This is a genomic window from Deinococcus sp. Arct2-2 (assembly GCF_004801315.1).
Classification (GTDB): Bacteria; Deinococcota; Deinococci; order Deinococcales; family Deinococcaceae; genus Deinococcus.
Genome location: NZ_SSNW01000007.1, coordinates 30,378 through 49,133 on the forward strand (window position 1 = coordinate 30,378; position 18,756 = coordinate 49,133).

Here is an 18,756-nt window from a genome sequence, read left to right on the forward strand (position 1 = left end):
TGCAGGAGTGCATCAAGCAGTGTACATGACCTGTAAGTGATCAATCTCACCAAGGCTTGTCATCTCTCAGATGACAGTTGCACCGCCCCGAAATAGATCTGTGTGGATGCCCTCTGAAACGTCATATTCAGTCAGAATCCGAGGGTGAAGAGCCAATAACCCTGGATCGCTTGCTGGATGCTGCTTACCTTGAATTGGTGGTAGTGCGGCTTGGGTCAGTTGCGGCGGGTCAGTTGATCCTGACCCCGTTAGGGGAGCACCACGGCTGCCAATTCGGGCTGATCTTCCAAGTCCACCCGGGCCAGCGCCACTGCTTCGGCCACACTCAATTGACGGCCCTGAACGCGCAGAGACTCGAACTCGACTTCCCCCAAGGCGGCCATCAGAAGGCTGCGGGTCTGATCCGGCGGCAGTGGGCCTTCGTCCCAGCCAGGCGTATTGATGGTCTCCCGCAGCGCTTCAGAGGCGCCAAACAGTTGCGCCACAATCGGCAGGTTCTGACGCTGTACGTGGATCAGGGTATAGCCTTCCATTACCATGGCCAGACCATTCTTGTACCCGATAGCGTGGGCGTGCCGGTAAGCCTGCGCGAGTTGGCGGGCGGCACTCAGATGCGCTCCGCCCAGAATCTGGGCCACCGCGATCACAGCGTGGCCGTGCAGCGCATTCAGGTGATCGTCCACTGGCTCGGCCAGCGCCAGCACGCGCCCGTACCACTGGGCCATCCCGTCCGGATCACGCGCTGCCATTGATAAGAAACCGCAGGCGCTGTAAGCCAGGCTCCGTGCAAAGCTGCTGGCCCTCTGCGCCCGGTTCACGTTCGGTTCCGCCAGAGTGTGTGCGCTCTTCCCCTCGCCCAGTTGAACCAAGGCCAACACCAGAAACACGCTGCTCAGCACGTCCCCCTCGTCGTCTCCAACGGCCTGAAAAGCTTCCCGCGATTTCCAGAGTGCGTCACGCGCGCTTATTCGTTCATGCAGCCACAGCTGCATCAGGCCCAGGGTGCCCTGGGCCTGAGCCTGCCCTAGCACACTGAGCGCGGCGGCCTGTGGGTGGGCCAGCAGGGCAGTCATCAAGGCGCGGCCTTCCAGCATTTGCGCGGTAATCCACCAATACGGCGAAAGATTCCAACCCAACTCCGCTGCATCATTCAAACGCCCCGCGGCGAGGAGGTCGGACATGACGGCGTGAAAGTTGCCTGTTTCGGCCTCTATCTCCTCTACCCAGCGGGCCTGAGCAGGAGAACTGAGCCCCAGGCGTGCCCGGTGGGCGAGAGCGATAAAGTAGGCCGCTTGGCGCTGCCGTACTCCATCAGCTTCCCCCGAGACAGCCAGCTCCTCTGCGGCGTATTCGCGGATGGTGGACAGCATGGCGTAACGCGTGTTTTCCCCCCCAGTGTCCTCCAAGCGCACCAAGCAGTGGTCGATCAGGGTACTCAGGTGCTCTAGGACGTCATCCCGCTTGTCCTCGTCCGTCAGCGCTTCAGCGGCCTCCAATGTCCAGCCTGCAGGAAAGACAGACAGCTGCCGGAAGAGGCGTCGCGCGGCGGCGGACAGCAGATCGTCGCTCCAAGCGATGGCGGCACGCAAGGTCTGCTGGCGTTCGGGCAGGTCACGCGCTCCTTGGGAAAGCAGGGGCAAGGCGTGTTCCAGACGGGCCAGCAGCGTTGACGGCGACAGCACCCGCAGCCGTGCGGCGGCCAGTTCCAGCGCGAGTGGGAGGCCGTCAAGACGCCGCACGACGCCGCTCAGGGCCGCGTGGTTGTCTGCCGTTAAGGAGAAGTCGGGGCGCACGTCGCGTGCCCGCGCGACCAGCAGCGCCACGCCGGGATTGCCGACCTCAGCCCCCGGCTCGGGCAAGGGCAGCGGTGCGAGGGGCAGCAGGCGCTCTCCGGAGACCCGCAACGGTGCCCGGCTGGTCACCAACACCCTGAGCTCGGGCAGGTCAGCCAGCAATGCAGCTACGTCTGGGGCAGCCAACAGCACCTGTTCGAAGTTGTCGAGAATGAGCAGCATGCGCCGCCTCCGTAAAAAGGCCAGCAGCGAGTCGTGTAGCCCCAGCCCCCCGTCGCTGATGTTCAGGGCACGGGCTACCTGCCCGAGCACCTGCTCCGCGTCGGCCACCCCCGCAAGCGGCACAAAGACCACGCCGTCTGAGAACTCACCTGCGCCTGCGTGGGCTGCTTCCAGAGCAAGCCGAGTTTTGCCGATGCCGCCCGTGCCCAGCAGCGTGACGAGCGGGGCACCGCTGCCCAGCGCACCGTGCAGCGCCCGTAAGTCGGCGTCGCGCCCGAAGAAGCCCTCCTTGACAGTGGGTAACCGGAAGGAGAACGTCGTCCCGGGCCCAGTAGCGGTGGGCGCGCCCACTTCACGCTCGATGACCACCCGTTGAAGGCGGTAACGCTCCGCTTCCTCCGGCAGGAAGCGGGCACGGGACTGGCGCTCAGCGGCCAATAAATTGGGGATCGCCTCAGCGGGATTTCCGGCTTCCAACCAGTGCTGGGCGGTGCGGGCCGGGCTGGCCCCCGCCCGCTCGAGGGCGCGCGCGGCATTGCGGTGCAGCAGTGGGCCCAGCGAGGTGGGAATGCCCTGCAGCACTGCCTCAGAGACCAGGTCATGCCCGAAGCCGTTGCCACGCATGATCTGTGCCGCCTCCAATTCGCTCCAGGCGGCGGCCACATCAAGCACAGGCGCGCCCAGCACCTCCGCCACCAGGGTAACGTCAAAGTCCCGGCCTAAGGTCGCAGCGGCGCGGGCGGCCTGAAGCGCCGAAGTACCCAGCAGCGCGAGGCGTTGTTCGATCAATTGCCAGACCTTGTCCGGCAGGGGCAGTTGCTCTGGCAGGCCGCCTTGCAATTGACCAGTTTGGATCAGCAGCTTCACGGTCTCGAGCAGGAACAGGGGATTCCCGCCCGTGTGCCGGATCAGGCGCTCGCGACTCGGTGCGTCGTCCGGCACACCGACCTCGTTCATCAGGTCGTGGAGGCCCACTGCCGGCAGCGGTTCCAGGTCAATGAGAACGGCCATGCCCTGCGCCACAAATTCCAGAATTCGCGCTTCGCTCTCCGGCGCGACTTCGCCCCGGCGGTAGGTGACCGTGGGATGGGGCATCTTACCCGACACGCCCGCTGGCGGCGGCGTAAACCACATATAGGGAGCGTCAGCATTGGATACGTCATCGTAAAACTGCCAGTCATCGATCAGCAGGGTGGGGAGGTGCCCGATGCGCTCGATGAAGAAGACCTGCATCGCTTGACGCAGCCGCAGCAAGTCCTCTTGACTCTGCATAGACGGCAAGGGCCCGCTCGCCCCGGCCAGTTCAGGCACGATGCGTGACAGTTCCCGGCGTACCCAAGGCTGTAAGGGGACGTCTGGGTACCGCGCCAGAACGGTGCGGGCATTGCGGGCGGTCGCCGCAAAGGGAATCTGCGTATCCCCAGGCCGCCCGCTGAGGGTGATGCACTCCCCCTTGCTGCCCACAAAGTCGGCGGCAAGGCGGGTCTTGCCACTGCCCGGCTCACCGCGCAGGTAGATCCACTGCCCCCGCGCCCAAGCGTCTTCCATCAGTGCCCACTCGCGCCCGCGACCCACCAAGGTGGGCGGGCGCAACACGGCGAGCGGCAGTTCTGGCTTCGTTTCGCCGGGCACGGCGGCAGCTACCTCACCTCGGTCGATCTCCTGGGCCAAACGGACGGTTTCTGGGAGAGGCTGGGCACCGAATTCGCGCGCCAACACCTCCCGGCATTTCTGGTAGGCCCGCAGGGCCGCCGGGCGATCACCGCGTAAATACTGCAGCCTCATCAGGCGGCGCCAAGCGTCCTCGGAAACCGGGTCGAGGGCCAACAGCTGGCGCACCCACTTCTGGGCCGCGTCGTACTCCCCTGCCCGCTCCAACCGGGTACTTTCTGCCCGCAAGGCCTCGCTCCGCCATTCTGACCAGCGCTCACGTTCAGCCAACACCCAGTCATCCAGGTCGGGGCAGTCGTCGTAGCTGAGGCCCTGCAGGAGGTCACCCTCAAAGGCGAGCAGCTCCGCATACCGGCCCTGAGCGTACAGCGTGCGCGCGGTCAAAGCGTCCACCTGCAGCCCACTGGGCAGCTCCACAGGGTCAGCCATACCAGCTTGTCCCAGCTCCGCCGTTGTTCGTAGGCGGCGCAGCAGTTGGGAGAGGTTGTTGCGTGCAGTTGCCTCCAGCGAGTCAGGCCACAGCAGGCCTGCCAGCCGGGAGCGGTAGGTTGGGCCTTCCAGCGTCAGGTAAGCTAGACAGGCGGCAAGCTTGCGTTCCAGCCGCCAGTCTGGCCGCCCCGGGCCACTCAGGCGAGGCTCGCCAAGCATCCGGTAGACCCATGCCGGGGAGCTGTTCATGAGGCTTTCATCATAGGGCAGGGGCAGCTCGGATGCTAGACCGATGCCTTCTCTGTCGGTGCTGTCACGCGCCAGTCACGGAGCCTGTCCTACCGTGTGGGCAAGATCTGAGGAGAACCCACCATGCCCGAACCACTCGCCCCACTTCGCCCAGCGTTAGAACATGCCGTCTATCTAGTGCGCATCTGGCATGAACCCGGTGATACCCAGCCGGTCTGGCGTGCGTCGGTTGTGGCTCCACACGGAACAGAGCGCCGGTACTTTGCCCACCCAGAGGTGTTGTTGGCGTACCTGCGAGCGCAGGTTCTTGGGGAAGCCCCTCAGGAGCGGTAAGGCCGCCTCTCCTCAGCTGGGTGGAATCAAGAGCGCCCGTCACACGGGTAAGGCTTTTTGCCCCCTGGGGCGGGAGAGCGCGGTTAATCTTTTGCTGAACCCAGTCGCTCCTGCAGGCAGCACAGCACACCGAGCTGGATGTCACCGCCCGTAAGCACAGGCGTTTGTAGAGGCGCTGGGATTGGCGTCCAGCTCGGCTGCGGTGACCAGCTTCCGGGGACTCAGCGCCCAGTGTGACTCCCTGCCCCGCCGCGTGAAGCAGAGCGGAGACCCGCCCTTGTCTGCGAGCATCTGACCTATGCCAAGACCCGTATACCGCCTCAGCGTCGGCGTCATGCAGGCTACGCTGTGCCCTAGCGTGACAAAAGCCCCGTTGAGCTTCAGAGGATGGCGCGCCTGCATCCGCGGCCACCACCTCAATCTAGACGTGTTGTCGAGCCAGACTGTTGGCCTCCCTGCTCAGGGGGCGCAGGATATACCAGACATCCATCCAATTGGCCGTGGGGCCACGTCTGCTCACAGATCTATACGCTGGCGGATCGCCTCGGAGCCGTGGGCCCGAAAGTTCCTGGTTGGCCCCTGAAAGATCCGGTGAAAAGAGGTCAGCCACTGCGGCGGCCTGCTGGCACGCGGGGTTTGGACCTGCAGAAAGAGTTGCCCTAGCAGATCTCTGGCAGTCGCGATGGTCACCGTGCTGGGCAGTGGCCCTGGCAGAACCCCGAATGCCTTCACTGCGGCGCAGGGCAAGTTCGGTTTGGTAGGCCCACGACCCACAGGTGCCTGCCCTCAGAGGTGGCATCTGACCAGCCAGGCCTGAGAGGAGTCACGCAGCGCACGGACTTGCGTGACTCCTCTCAGGACAACGGGCAGGGTGGGAGAGAGCTGGATCAGCGTAGTTTCTCTTGGCGGGGAGCGAAAAAAGCGGCGGCGCTGGAGCAGCGGGCGAAAAGCCTCTACGCTGTTCGTTATTCGGAATTTTTGTCCGATGTGTCCAGCCAGAGTGAGTGAGATCGCCCAAGCAGGACGTGAAATACAGGCCTTGCAGGAGCGGCAGACTCTTCCAACTCAGGGCCGTGCTACATATAAGAAAGCGCGGCCTGCATTACTGGTGCTCCCTCCACACCCACCCGACGGCTGAAAGTCGAAACTTGTACTGGCGGCCAGCGCCGTGTCTGTTTGCCCCACGATCAAAGGGGTCTTGTGGCCGTCGGCATGCACTTCGACTGCGCTGACACGGTAATGACCCACCGGCACGTCCTCCATGATGGGGTTACCGTAATTGGCTTTGAGGGTGACGGCCTTGCCCGGCGTGCCGTTGATCATCGGGCCATTCGGTGTGAACGTCGTCTGCACACTGGAGTCCTGCGCCACTGTCTTGCCCGCGTCGTAATCGCCCTTCCACATCAGGCGTACTTGGCTTCCGAGGTAGGAGACGTACCCGCTGGAATCAGCTATTTTGCCACTGAGCTGCAGCCTGAAATTTCTGACCACCCCGGTAACGGGATCAGGACTGAAGGCATCATACCCACCCGGTTTTTCTGCTGCCAGCCGCAAGCAAAAGCTCTGTCCATGGTATTCGGTCTGGTAGTAGCCTACGGCGTAGTAGGGAATGTTGGGCAGTTTTGGGGATTGATAGCGCCCCTGACTATCGGTACGCACCGTCAGCAATCCGGTGGTCACAGCAGGCTTCACCCAGATCAGCGCGCCGCTGAGGGGGCGGCCCCGCGAATCAAGCACCTGACCGCTGACGGTGGCGGGGCTGGGTTGAGCGGAGGCGGCCGAGGCGGGAGGAAGGAGGAGGGACAAGGCCAGAGTGAACTTCAGGATCGGGGTGCGGCGTACGTGCATAGGATGCTCCTTGGCTGATTTGAGGGAGGGCAGTGAAAGGCCAGCAAGGCCCAAGCAGGAAGCTCAGGCATCAAGCCGATGAGGGTCGACACGTCAACTCCCAAGTAATGATGATCTGAGTGGGCACCTCGCCCGGCTCAGTGGTCGCGGTCTGATCGTTGGACACGGCCCCGGCGGGAACTTCGATGTTGACGCTGTGATCGGGCAGGCTTAACGTTCCTGCAGCCGCGCCGATGCCCCCGGTGACTGGGGTACCGACCGAGGTGGCTTGAGGGTGAGCAAGAGTGGCGTTCGCATGCTGGATGTCCTAGCGGGCGAGTTCAACCGGACGGGTTCACGGCCGGGCGACATAGAGGAAGGCGCGGCTGACGTTACTGGTACTGCCGCCACACCCGCCCGAGGTCAGAAAATCCAGCGTCGTCTGAGCGCTGGGTGGTCCCTGGTACTCCCCCAGCACCAGCGGCGTGCGCGTCCCGTCCCGGTGCACCTCGGTCGCCGTCACGTTGTAATGCCCAATGGGGATGTCGTACAGGAAGTTCTCCCCCACCTTGGCCGACCTCACCAACGTCTGCCCCAGGCTGCCGTCGATCAGGGCCCCGTCCGGCACGAGCGTGACTTCCACGGCCGAGTCGCTGGCCGCCAGCTGTTGATCGTTGCGCCACGTATGGTGCATCAGCCTTACCTCCGCGCCAAAGTAGCGGTTGGCGGTGTTGGCGTCCGGAATCTTGCCACTCAGCTGCACTTTGAAGTTGCGAACGACGGTGCCAGCGGGATCGGGACTGAAGGCGTCGTACTCATTGAGCTGATCAGCGGCCAGGCGCAGACAAAATGACTGCCCGTGGTACTCGGTCTGGACGTAGCCGTAGGTGCGGTAGGGCACGTTGACCAAGGCAGGGGACTGATAGTGGCCCTGGACGTCGGTGTGAACGGTGACCAGTCCGGTGGTGACCGCAGGCAGTACCCAGATCAGGGCACCTGCGATGGGGGTACCCCGCGTATCCAGCACCCGTCCGCTGACAGTGTTGGGGGCCGAGCTGGGGCTGCCAGCGGTGTCTCCGGGAGGCGTGATGGGCGGAGTGGTGCCCCCGCTGCCACTGCCGCAGGACATCAGGGACAAGGCGAGTAGGGTGGTGAGGCCGAAGGTGAGGCTGGTGTGCTTGGTCATGGCATGCTCCTGTGGAGAAGAAGGCGAAGAGGGGACGAAATGCGGTTGTTGAGGTCAGTGGCGCAGAGGGCAACGGTGAGGGCCGACCTCTTAAGGCCAGTAGCGGGTCAGGGAAAAGTCGGGGCCGTCATCGAAGCCCGCCAGGACGATGCGGGTGGCGGCGATGCGGTCGTCGGGTTGCAGCAGCAGGGCATTGGCCCGTTCGTTTCCCTTGGGGGTCGCGGTGATGGTCGTGCCGCCCTGACCGAAACTCACGTCGGGTTGACCCGCGGGGGTCAGGCGAGTGAGGGCGAAATTCGCGTTGGTGGAGTTCGTCTCCTGCACCCACCCGCCCACAACGAGCTTGCCGTCCAGTTGAAGGGCCACGCCGGTCGCGCGGCTCTCGAGACCAGGGTTGAGGTTCAAGGTGGTCTTGCCGCCCATACCGAAAGCGGGATCAGGCGTTCCATTGCTGCTCAGGCGCATGACTGTGCTGATGGTGGCCTGTTCACCGGCCACGATGACGCGCCCCTGATCGTCGGTGGCGATCGAGTGAACGATGCCGCTGGTGGTCACGGCGCTGGCATCAAAACTGCCGTCGGGCATACCGTCGGCGCTGTAGCGCACGACTGCAAAGGCGTCGCCGCCGCCCGCGATGATCTTGTCGCCTTGCAGGGCCAACGCGTAGATCTTGTCGGAGGAGGAGGAGGAGCCGACAGGTGTGATCACCTGACCGCCACTGCCGAAGGTGGGGTCAAGTGCACCGCCCGGCAGGTAGCGGGCTAGCGCGAAGTCCACGCCGGTGGTCGAACTGCTCCGAGAGGCTTGACCACCCACCACGATGCGGTTGTCAGGCAAAATGAGCAGCGCACCCGCGCGGTCAGCGCTGCTGGCAGGAAAGGCCGTCGTGAGCTTACCGCCGGTGCCAAAAGTAGAATCAAGCGTGCCGTCCGGGTTCAAGCGGAGCAGGCCGAAGCGTTCCGTATCGCCGGGTACGGTGGCGCCTCCGGCCACCACAATCTTGCCATCTTTCTGCAGAGCCACTGCGCGGGCGGTGTCCCGGTCGCCAGCAAAATCGATCACGACTTGACCACCGGTACCAAAGCTAGGGTCGGGTGCCCCGTCGCGCATGAGGCGGATGATCCCGAAGTCGTTGTACGCACCGGAGATTTCTCCAGCCACCACCAGTTTACCGTCGGACTGCTGCGCGACGGCGTACACGTAGTCGAAGCCGGAACCCGTAGCGATCTTGGCTGTGCCGCCCGCTCCAAACGTGGTGTCGAGGCTTCCTGCTCGGCCACGCACCGTCACGGTGAGCGTCTTGGCGGCCCTCAGGGTACCGGACGTAGCGGTCAGTGTTACTGCTGTGGGCGGCGAGTGGGCGGCGTTCGCTGCGGCTTTGACGGTCACTGTGCCGCTGACCAGTCCTTCTGGAATGGTCACGCTGGACGAGGTGGCTCCAGCCGGCAGGCCGCTAAGCGCTACGGTCACCGCGCCGCTGAAGCCTATGCTGCGGGTGAGGTTCAGCGTCAGGCTCGCGCTCGTCCCGGGAGTGACGGGCAGCTTATCGGCCGAGAGGGTCAGGTCAAAGCTTCCTGCTGGCTGGTCGCCCGGTGCGGTGACGGGCGCACTGGTCACTCCACCTACCGAAACGGTACTCTGCACACTTCCGCTGGCCAGTTCACCTCCCAAGCCGTTCGCAACCGAAGCGGCGTTTGGCACGGCCTGGCCTTGGGCGTCTTGGACGGTGGCAGTCAGAAGAGTACGCTCACCTTGAACCGCACTGACCGACGTCGGAGTAAGTTCGATGCTCTGAAGAGCAGTGGGCGGGGCCATGTTACCGCTGGCACTAGAAGACAGCGCAGCAGTGAGGAAAGCAGCGTTCAGGACGTGCAGCGTTTTCATGGGTAAGTTCTCCTTGCCTGATGGGCAAGGTCACCGTACGAGGCCATGCCTGATTGACGCGTGACAGGGACAAACAGGCCGCTGGGCACGGGAAATCTTAGGGGCGACCGCCCCTGGGCCTCAGCCACCCATCAGCCCATCAGCTGACCGGCCCCTAGAAGTGTGTCATGCGTCAGTCACCGCACGCCGCCTACGGTATGGCCATCACGCTCAAAGCGTGATAAGGAGAAATCGCCATGACCCGAACCCGTGCGTTCCCTGCTCTCAGCCTCCGCTCTACACGTCCCTCCGCGCCGTGAGGGGCAAAGTCTTGCTGCCCAACTCTGCCCGGTACGAACAGGTTCGTCAGGGCCGGAACGCGGCGGTAAACGTTCATCCAGCTGCGGTTGTCCAGCTGCTGAATACCCGTGAGGGCGCCAGCGCCGTACGATCCGCCTGTACCAAGAGTTGGCCTATTGCCGTCCCCAGCAGTGGTCACAGCCCCACCAGGGTTGGCACGGCCAGAGGTGCTTTGGCCATCAATCTGCTGTGCATGAAGGACTAATGCCCCACACAACGTGTTTTTAATGCAATCAATTTCCACCCCTGAGCTCACGGCCCTCAACCCTCTTACCTTGATTCAGGGCGGAGTGCGGCTTCACACACTCACGTTAAAGCCGACTCCACCAGAAGCCCGCGGGCCTCACAAGTGCACTCGGCTCCGCAAACTTAAACGGCTGTTGTCCTGATTCAATCCCAAGCCGCCCCATTGTCATTTCCTCCCCTCTTAGGAGCCCCCTATGAAGGTCTTGCTCGCCATGTCTGCCCTGACCCTGTCCTCTCTCGCCGCTGCCACCCCCAACCCTTGCACGCTGTTTACCCCAAACGATGTGGGCCTTGCCCTGGGGATTACCAGCGTTACGTCCAAGCCCGATCCTGACCAAGACTTTCCCACCTGCAGGTTCAACTATAAAAACGGAGCCTTGATGGTTCAACTGATCACACCGGCCCACACTTACCTCAAAGGCAATACGCTGCTCGCCTTTGCTCTACACGGCGCAGGAGGTGGCTCAGGGTTTAAGGGGATAAAGCCGGTGGCGGGTCTAGGCAATGAGGCGGTGGGCACCAGCAGTGAAGCAGTCAACACGGTGGGCAGCACGAGCGTGGTGGTCGGCAGCGCCGTCATGCTTGTCCGGAAAGGCGACACCCTTATGTTGATGATCGGCACCTCTCTCAATCGCTCGGCGTTCAGATTGAATGCCCAACGCCTAGCCGTACTCGCCAAGCGCGCCTTGTCGCACCTGCCGTAGCAGGGCTGAGAGTTGTGTTGCCTCACATGGCCACATGCCAGATGAAGGGCGGGGGTGGCCTGAACTTCAGGCCACCCCCGCCGCGAGCGTTGACCACGTCTGGAACGCTTTCAGCGGCGATTCAGGTGCTCCTCAGCCTGCTCCATGTGGGGCATTAGCCCTTCATGCACAGCAGATTGATGGCCAAAGCACCTCTGGACAGCCGTACGCCCTGATGCCCTTGACCCCTGGTCTCCGGAAATTTTCGCTGACGGTGCATGTCAGCGCGTCCATGGGGTGGTTGGGCGCGGTGGCTGCTTTTCTGGCCCTGGCCGTGACCGGCGTGACCAGTGCAGATGTCCAGACTGTTCGGGCCATCTCGATTGCTCTTGAGCCGCTCACCCGGTGGGTCATCGTGCCGTTGGCACTTGCCTCCCTGCTGAGCGGTGTGGTGCAGGCGCACGGACGAGTTGCTTGAGTTCTTGCCTAAGCCACTCGGCTCACTCACCTATGCGCCACTCGCCGCATGTGCTGCACGGGCACACAAGCGCACCATAAAGGCGCAACAAAGGCGCACCACCGGGCCACCCACAGGCCGCGCCCCAAGGAACCCCATGCATTTCCTGAACGCCGAAATCCACGTCCTGCACGCCGAAGCCCTCCGCGCCGAAGCCACCCGTGAAGCTCAGGCCCGCAGTGCCCGCCAAGGCCAACCCGCCCGCCCCAGTTTCAGCCTGCGCGCCGTCCTGCACCGCCTCTTTGCCGCGCCAGTCCGCCCCGCGTGAGACAATTCACCGCAGTTGAAATAAACCCCCTCGCAAGTTGAGGGGGAAATTTTTTGGTGTCTTGCCCGCCTCACACTTCGCTAACGTTCTCCAACTCCAAGCGTGCAAATAAGCAACCGCATCAGACCGAAGGCCACTGCCTGCATACAAGTCGCCTATACAGGGCGGCGTTGCGAACAGGTGGTGCCGTACCCAGCATGGGGAAGAAAGGAGATTGTTTTGACAACGCAGTCGTGGAGTCGTTTTTTTCGACCTTGAAACGGGAATTGCTCTTAGACCATGTGTTCCACACGCGCCAGGAGGGGCGCAGCCAAGTCTTTGAGTCTCTGGAAGTGTTCTATAACCGCCGGCGTCGGCATTCGACCTTAGGGTATAAAACCCCGCTAGAATTCGAGCAGCTCAGCATTCACGCCGTGGTGTAACTTCAAGTACGCAAGATCGAGGCAAGCTCATGACCCACAGCTCCCGGCTTTAAGCACCTCCCGTGTCGTGACCAGCACGGAAGGCAAAGCCATCATGACAGGGCAGGCGATTGCTCACCATCTGGGTCTCCCCCTCAAAACTCCCCCTGGTCTACAAGAACATGGATGGCTCACCGTCGACACAACTTCCCGCCTTGAAGACTTTCAAGCTGGAATGCAGCACCTGTTCGCACATCCCCACCTGCACGTCTTTGGGGACGAAAGCGCTGAGGCGGCTCGGATCCGATTTACCACTGCCTTGGAGGCATTGATGACGGATCAGATGAGGTTTTCAACCCTTCGAAGAGTGTAGGGTACTGAGGGCTAAACTTTTCAACGGGTGGTTATGAGAGGAATTGATCAATGTTGCTCAGTTCCTCTACCCGAAACACCCTGAATGTTCTTATGCTGAACATGTGATACACCCCTTTCCCCCTGGTCATCAGCCGAATGGGTCTACTGGCCTGCAAGACGAACGATATTTCCTGCTTGAGTTCAGGTGCGTCATGGCCACCGTGAATGATCAGTTCACTTCTGCTCAAGGGGTGATCCAGGCAGCGCTGGGCTGGAGCCAGTCTTACCGATCTCTCAGTCAAGGCATGACGTTAGATCCGGTTTGGCTGGCCACCAGCTGATGCGCAGTTACCGCTTCGTCACAGTGGATGTCTTCACTGACCGGCAATTCGGCGGTAACCAGCTCGCCGTCTTCCCAGATGCACGGGGCCTCTCGGGGGCCGAAATGCAAGCGCTGGCGGGTGAGCTCAACCTGTCCGAGACTACCTTCGTCTTACCGCCCGAAGACCCCGCGAATACCGCCCGTGTTCGCATCTTCAACCGTACCGCCGAGATGCCATTCGCTGGCCATCCCAATGTTGGCACTGGCTTCGTCCTGGCTGACCGAGCGCGGAACGGCCTGCTGCGCTTCGAGGAGATTGCTGGGTTGGTTGAGGTGCGGCTTGACCATGATGCGGCTGGCACAGTCGCTGGCGCTACCATCGCCGCGCCGCTGCCGTTGTCTATCGGCGCCACACTGCCGCGCCATCTCGCTGCTGCCTGTGCGGGGATCACGCCGGACGGGATCATTACTGCCAACCACCCGCCGACGGTTGCCATGGACGGCGGCAATGCGCGCCTACTGATGGAGGTGACCGAGCTGGCCCTGGCCGCGGCTGCGCCCGACTTGGCCGCCTTCCGCCGTGCGGTGGCGGCGACGCCCTCACTTGGCGGCTGGCTCTCGCTTTACCTCTACCGCCGTGATGGGCCAGGTCTGCGCGCCCGGATGTTCTCGCCGCTGTCTGGCACCTGGGAGGATGCGGCGACCGGCAGCGCAGCGACGCCGCTGGCCGGCTTTCTGCTGCACCTATCAGGTGCTGAGAGCGGCGCTTGGGACATCGTCCAGGGGGTCGAGATGGGTCGACCGAGCCAGATGCGCACCACTGCGCGGCGGACTCCGGATGGCATCCGCGCCAGCGTTGGCGGCGGCTGCGTACCGGTGTTCCGGGGCGAGGCCATGCTGCCGGACGCAGTGGTTCCGTAGCCGACGGAGAAGGGTCACTTGACCGAGTCAACGCTCAGGACGGTCTGACACTGGAAGTGTCAACGGTCGACTGGGTTAGGCTGCGCGATCCTGGCGTAGTCTTGGGCCTAGTTGCCCAGGGGCATGGCCTCACCCTCTTGAGCCGCTTGGTGGTCACGCCCCTCCCTCGGGGACTGCGCACCGAATCCTTGTCCACACCGTTGTGGCGGTTTACAGGTAGGGTGATGACGGAGGCAGGAGCGTACCATCCGCTGGTGACGGCCTTCAGGGACTTGGTACTCACATTGCATGCCGCTCGAGAGCATGTGCGCAGCTTGGCACGAGTCCTGCTCTTCCCAGAACCCCTTGCAGGAGAACTGGCTCGTTCCTCAACACCTGTGGCGCTCCAATTAGGGTGAGTTCATAAGCGGCCATGAGGACGAGAACAATACGCTCAAATTAGACGGAGAAAATGGAACAGAAATTCGCCTGGTAGGAGGCTTCCTCTCTGGGAAGCAGCACAGCGGAAACCATCCGTAACGGCGTCAGCACCGTGCCATGTCTTGTCCCAAGAGGAACCGCGATTCGGTGGGGTGAGGCCAGAGTGACCCATCAGTCGCTGTGGGAATGAATGCCTAGCTGAGCGGTGGACTCAGTGCCATGTGTTGCGGGGCAGAACGCGTCATCTACCGACTTGCCCCGCAGCCATGAGCTGCTCTATATCCTCTTTTGATCCAACCCGGCGTCTTCATCGGAAAATTAGATGGTTGCATAGAGCGGCCTCCGAGAAAATAACGGTGTGGCAGTCCAAGATGGGCGGCTCCTTCATGAGAGGAGGTTGGTGTATGTTCACCTGTTGTTCCCGCATGCTGCTCGGTCTGGTTCTGGCAGGCGAGATGCAAAGATCCAATCAACTGCTGACGATCAGCACAGTGGCAGTGCCTGCACAGGCCAGTCTGGATCACCCTGGCCTCATGAGCATCCCGGATCGGCCAGCGTCCGTCCTCCACTTTTGGCAGCATATCCACGGGCGCTGGTGATCGCTCAGCCATCTGCTGGTCTCCCCCTTCGCAGACCATTGCAGGCCACCTTCCGCAGCGACTTGGAAATTGAAAGTTGGTCAGTGGGGGCAACCCGGCATACCTTCATGCCGCATGCTCATCCATCCAATGTGGTTGCGTTGATCGAAGACGGTGAGGTTCTCGTCACTCTGAATCAAACTCCGTTTCACTGCCGCCCCGGGGCCATCATCCTGATTACCGCCTGGACGCGTCACACGGCGACCCCCATAGACGGCAGGGGCTGGGCCTACTCGTCTTTCTCAATACCCACGTCCACGGTGCATCGAACCGCTGATCAGTTGAAGGTCAGTCCATCCATCAGTCTCCCAAACGGCGTGATTTATAATTCGGGACTGTTCAAGTCGCTCCAGAGCAGTCAGCATGCCGGCGACGGGCAAGCAAACCTTCGTGCGTTAAGGCAACTCCTGAGCGCGGCCGGTGGCCTTGCAGGTCAATCCGTGAGCCGGTATTCGGCAGCCGTTGCGTCTACCCTTGAGGTCTTTCATACCCAGTTCCATCAACCCATTCGGCTGATGGACGTCGTGCCGAAGGTCGGACTAAGTATCTTCCGCCTCATCCGCGCATTCAACGAGGAACTGGGGTTCACGCCTCACGAGTATCTGATGCTCTGGCGCACTGAACAGGCCAGGCACTTCATCCGCCGGGGCGAAACATTGGCCCAGACCGCTCTGCTCTGCGGGTTCTACGACCAACCGCACCTTAACCGTCATTTCAAGCGCGTGTACGGCCTGACGCCCGCCCAGTACGCTTTTGCTGTGCATGACGCGACCGGACGCACTGGATCAATTTCATCCAAGAAAAGTGCCCCACAGCTCCCTATCTTCACGTCGGAGCAGGCAAAGACCAGCGTGTCTGCAGCCTCAGCGTGATGAGGAGGAAGTCGATGCAGATTGGATTTATTGGACTGGGTACCATGGGCCACCCTATGGCCATCAATCTTCAGCGGTCTTGCGGTTCGCTCATGGTCTGGAACCGTACCCCAGAAAAATGTACTGAGCTCGTGATGGCCGGGGCGGCGGTGGCCATCACGGCCCGCGACGTCTTGCGGAGCTGCAAGACCACCATCCTGATGCTCAGCAGCAGTGACGCGATTGATGAGGTGCTTGAGAGGGACACACCGGAGTTCACTCTCAACGTTCAGGGGCGGATCATTGTCAATATGGGCACGGTTGCCCCTGAAGATTCCACTGCTCTGAGACACGCCATTCGCGTTGCAGGAGGGGAATACGTTGAAGCGCCCGTATCCGGTTCAAAGAAGCCTGCGGAAGCGGGTCAACTCGTCGCCATGCTTGCTGGGACACCCGCAGCCGTCGCTGTGATTGAGCCGCTCCTGCAACCGATGTGCTCGACTTCGGTCGTCTGCGGCGACGTGCCGAATGCTCTCCTGATGAAATTCGCGATTAATGTCTACCTCATCACGACAGTGACCGGGCTGGCCGAATCGATCCACTTCGCCAGAGCGTACGGCCTGGATATGGAAAAATACCTCTCAATCCTGAATGCAGGGCAGCTTTCCAGTCCCATCTCCCGCGTGAAAGCACCCAAGATGATTGAACGGGATTTCACCGTCCAGGCTTCTATTGTGGACGTGCTGAAGAACAATACGCTCATCTCGGATGCTGCCCGTCAGGCGGGCATCTCCTCGCCGCTTCTGGACATCTGCCATACCCTGTTCTCAAAGACACTTGCGGCAGGCCGAGCGCGAGACGACATGGCTGCTGTGATCACGGCATTGGAACAAGAAGAGGAACCTCGTGGATTGTCAACCGAGCAGGGAGACGGGTCACGCCGGTGACGTGAAACATTGGCCGGAAGGCCTCACCACGCGTGTAAGCCCTCTTTGCGGTTCTCCAACGGCAGAGATCAGCCCTGGGAGAACGAGGAAGGTAGGCTTCTGGCATCTGAGCTTTTTCAGATGATCTCCATGAAGCGCTGCAACAACCTGAAGGAACAATTGCATTGATCAACACGGCATGAGGAACGGCAACAGGGATGAGGGTGGAAGGAACGCGCGCAGGAAGTTCTGAACCTATACGCCCAATTGGAAAACCTCGGCCATCACACCCGAACCACGTTTCTGCCCCCATGAGACGAGCCCATCAGCAGTCAGCGTTCCAGATATGGACAATGCTCGCGGTAGGAATAGCCTGAACTTCAGGCCACTCCTGCCCTACATTTGCCATGGGTCAACTTAAGGCAAAACAACCAGCATGCCGCACGGTTAATCGAGTTGGCGATCCCAGTGACGCAGTGCCTGAACCGACGCAGGCAAGATGAATTGGAGCGGCAGGCAACGGTCAGGCAATACGTACAAGAGTGCTGGCACTCCAGAATGGTGCGGCAGCTTCGTTCGCAGCATGCGCGATTGAGGGCAAGAGGTGAACAGCCGAGGCAGTAAGGGTGCCCTGCTCGGGCCTTTACAGCAGTGCCGTGAGCGAGACCGAGGTGAAGGGGAAGCGCCGTTATAGCGTGCAGAACTTCGAATCAGACGGCCTGCTGTTCTATCGAAATATTCGATATGTGAGGGTTGGAACATCGATCCGTCCCTCTAGGTGGTCTGGCTACCCAAGCCCATACTGAGCGCCTTGTTGTGCTTCCTCGCTCAGCACGCTGGTCAACGTCTCCTTGAGCCCTTCTTTCACTTCCGGTCAACCCTCCCCGCTTCCAACCTTCAGGAGACCATGATGCTCACACTTCCGCGCCGTCTCTCCCTCCTTTGCGCTCTCCTCGGGGTGGCCCTGGCCGGCGGCCGCGAGTCCGCTGAACGATTTGTGCGGCTGCCGACCATGTCCACTCAGGAGGTCACTGAGGTGCGTTTGGCTGTGGCTCCAAACGGTGACGTGTTGCTGGGCTGGATCGAGAAGGCCCAAGAGGCCGGTCAACCTTACGGTCAAGACGTTCATGTCGCCCGCTACGCCCAGGGGCAGTGGCAACATCTCGGAGGGGCGCTGAACTACTCGCGACCCCGAGAAGCCACCACGCTTGACCTGGCCATTGATGCCCAGGGCCGTCCCCTGCTGGCGTGGAACGAGAACCTCGACCATGTCGACCTGCACGTGGTGCGGAGTTTTCAGAACGGAACCTGGACTGACTGGGATGCGCGGCGGCTCGGGCAAGACCTCACCTATGCTGCGCGGGTGCGCCGGGTGGCGTCCAGTGCTGGAGAAGCCGTGATGGTCTGGGGCATCCAGAATACCCACATGCCGGGCACTCTCCTGGTCGTCCAAACCTGGGATGGTGTGACCTGGCGGCGCTCCCCTCCCCTCAATTCGGGTCGCCAGGTCGCGCTGCTGCCTGCCATCGCGCTCAACACTGCGGGGGCCCCCGTGGTGACCTGGCTGGAAGGGGACGCGGCCACCAGCGCCGTGCTGGTCAAACGCTGGACGGGCACGGCGTGGCAGGCCCTGGGAGGAGCGCTCAATCGCCGTCCAAACACGTACACTTTCGCGCCCGCGCTGCGTCTGGATGGCGCGGGCCGACCGGTGGTCGCGTGGTTGGAAGACCAAGACGGGATCGACACGCTGTTCGTCAAGCGCTGGACCGGCGTGGCATGGCAGGCCCTGGGAGACGCCCTGAACGTCCGCACCGAATCGCCTGCAGGCCGTCCAGCGTTGGCACTTGACGCTCAAGGCCGGGTCACGGTGGCGTGGGCCGAAGGATTAGACGGCAGCCGGCAAGTGTACGCCAAGCGTTGGGACGGCAAGACTTGGCGTGGACTGGGAGGCGGGGCGCTGAGCACATCAGGACGAGACGCGGGTTTCACCGACCTGGGAATCGGCCCCGACGGGCGCACTTACGTCGCGTGGCAGGAACAGACTGCAGGTGGACACGTGGCGAGGGTGGTCGAGCTGCACTCCCCGTGAGGCCTCAGGAGGTCACTCTCTACTGGCACGCTGGGTGTGCAGGGCAAGTGAAGAACGGGAGCTGCACAGTCAAAGGGTCTGAACATGGGCCGCGTACGGGTGACCTTGTGTGCCGCTCAGGCGGAGATGCGGAGCGCTCAGAGCCTTATTTTCCCTTCCGGTCATTCAGGCAGGTGGTCTGACCCTG

14 protein-coding genes and 1 pseudogene are annotated in these 18,756 nt (G+C 62.2%); 9 read left to right on the forward strand and 6 right to left on the reverse strand.

Annotated features, from left to right (window positions below; translation table 11 throughout):
- Nucleotides 1-248 precede the first annotated feature (248 nt).
- Complete coding sequence (locus E7T06_RS04990) at nucleotides 249-4,364, reverse strand: BTAD domain-containing putative transcriptional regulator (RefSeq protein WP_136364735.1); 4,116 nt, start codon at nucleotides 4,362-4,364, stop codon at nucleotides 249-251.
- Nucleotides 4,365-4,487: 123 nt separating this feature from the next.
- Here E7T06_RS04990 and E7T06_RS04995 point away from each other — a divergent pair, with 123 nt between their 5' ends.
- Nucleotides 4,488-4,697, forward strand: coding sequence for a hypothetical protein (locus E7T06_RS04995; RefSeq protein ID WP_136364736.1), 210 nt, complete (start codon nucleotides 4,488-4,490; stop codon nucleotides 4,695-4,697).
- 1,065 nt (nucleotides 4,698-5,762) lie between these two features.
- Here E7T06_RS04995 and E7T06_RS05000 read toward each other — a convergent pair.
- The 4 genes from E7T06_RS05000 to E7T06_RS05015 all read right to left on the reverse strand — a co-directional run bounded on the left by E7T06_RS05000 (nucleotide 5,763) and on the right by E7T06_RS05015 (nucleotide 10,072).
- Complete coding sequence (locus E7T06_RS05000) at nucleotides 5,763-6,545, reverse strand: carboxypeptidase-like regulatory domain-containing protein (RefSeq protein ID WP_136364737.1); 783 nt, start codon at nucleotides 6,543-6,545, stop codon at nucleotides 5,763-5,765.
- A gap of 334 nt (nucleotides 6,546-6,879) precedes the next feature.
- Nucleotides 6,880-7,710, reverse strand: a complete 831-nt coding sequence (locus E7T06_RS05005) for a carboxypeptidase-like regulatory domain-containing protein (protein ID WP_136364738.1) — start codon at nucleotides 7,708-7,710, stop codon at nucleotides 6,880-6,882.
- Nucleotides 7,711-7,800: 90 nt separating this feature from the next.
- Nucleotides 7,801-9,594 (reverse strand): hypothetical protein, encoded by a 1,794-nt coding sequence (locus E7T06_RS05010; RefSeq protein WP_136364739.1) that lies wholly within the window; start codon nucleotides 9,592-9,594, stop codon nucleotides 7,801-7,803.
- 190 nt (nucleotides 9,595-9,784) lie between these two features.
- On the reverse strand, nucleotides 9,785-10,072 hold the full coding sequence (locus E7T06_RS05015; RefSeq protein WP_136364740.1) for a hypothetical protein: 288 nt from the start codon (nucleotides 10,070-10,072) through the stop codon (nucleotides 9,785-9,787).
- Between the two features lie 301 nt (nucleotides 10,073-10,373).
- On the opposite strand from E7T06_RS05015, the gene E7T06_RS05020 reads away from it, so the two are divergent.
- The 7 genes and pseudogenes from E7T06_RS05020 (at nucleotide 10,374) to E7T06_RS05050 (ending at nucleotide 16,501) form a co-directional block, all read left to right on the forward strand.
- Nucleotides 10,374-10,883, forward strand: coding sequence for a hypothetical protein (locus E7T06_RS05020; protein ID WP_136364741.1), 510 nt, complete (start codon nucleotides 10,374-10,376; stop codon nucleotides 10,881-10,883).
- A gap of 34 nt (nucleotides 10,884-10,917) precedes the next feature.
- Entirely contained in the window at nucleotides 10,918-11,340 is a 423-nt protein-coding gene (locus tag E7T06_RS21645; protein WP_240740858.1) for a hypothetical protein, read from the forward strand.
- Nucleotides 11,341-11,476: 136 nt separating this feature from the next.
- The gene (locus E7T06_RS21125) at nucleotides 11,477-11,647 is read left to right on the forward strand and encodes a hypothetical protein (protein WP_168733372.1); all 171 of its coding nucleotides are present in this window, start codon (nucleotides 11,477-11,479) and stop codon (nucleotides 11,645-11,647) included.
- Between the two features lie 194 nt (nucleotides 11,648-11,841).
- Nucleotides 11,842-12,069: pseudogene (locus tag E7T06_RS05030) on the forward strand (integrase core domain-containing protein); the annotation flags it as partial.
- 673 nt (nucleotides 12,070-12,742) lie between these two features.
- Complete coding sequence (locus tag E7T06_RS05040) at nucleotides 12,743-13,645, forward strand: PhzF family phenazine biosynthesis protein (RefSeq protein ID WP_136364744.1); 903 nt, start codon at nucleotides 12,743-12,745, stop codon at nucleotides 13,643-13,645.
- Between the two features lie 1,015 nt (nucleotides 13,646-14,660).
- Nucleotides 14,661-15,575, forward strand: a complete 915-nt coding sequence (locus tag E7T06_RS05045; RefSeq protein ID WP_136364745.1) for an AraC family transcriptional regulator — start codon at nucleotides 14,661-14,663, stop codon at nucleotides 15,573-15,575.
- 14 nt (nucleotides 15,576-15,589) lie between these two features.
- Complete coding sequence (locus tag E7T06_RS05050) at nucleotides 15,590-16,501, forward strand: NAD(P)-dependent oxidoreductase (RefSeq protein ID WP_136364746.1); 912 nt, start codon at nucleotides 15,590-15,592, stop codon at nucleotides 16,499-16,501.
- 426 nt (nucleotides 16,502-16,927) lie between these two features.
- Here the strand turns inward: E7T06_RS05050 and E7T06_RS21130 are convergent, their stop codons facing one another.
- Complete coding sequence (locus E7T06_RS21130) at nucleotides 16,928-17,065, reverse strand: hypothetical protein (protein ID WP_168733373.1); 138 nt, start codon at nucleotides 17,063-17,065, stop codon at nucleotides 16,928-16,930.
- Between the two features lie 451 nt (nucleotides 17,066-17,516).
- Here E7T06_RS21130 and E7T06_RS05055 point away from each other — a divergent pair, with 451 nt between their 5' ends.
- On the forward strand, nucleotides 17,517-18,569 hold the full coding sequence (locus E7T06_RS05055) for a hypothetical protein (protein WP_136364747.1): 1,053 nt from the start codon (nucleotides 17,517-17,519) through the stop codon (nucleotides 18,567-18,569).
- Nucleotides 18,570-18,756: the final 187 nt, after the last annotated feature.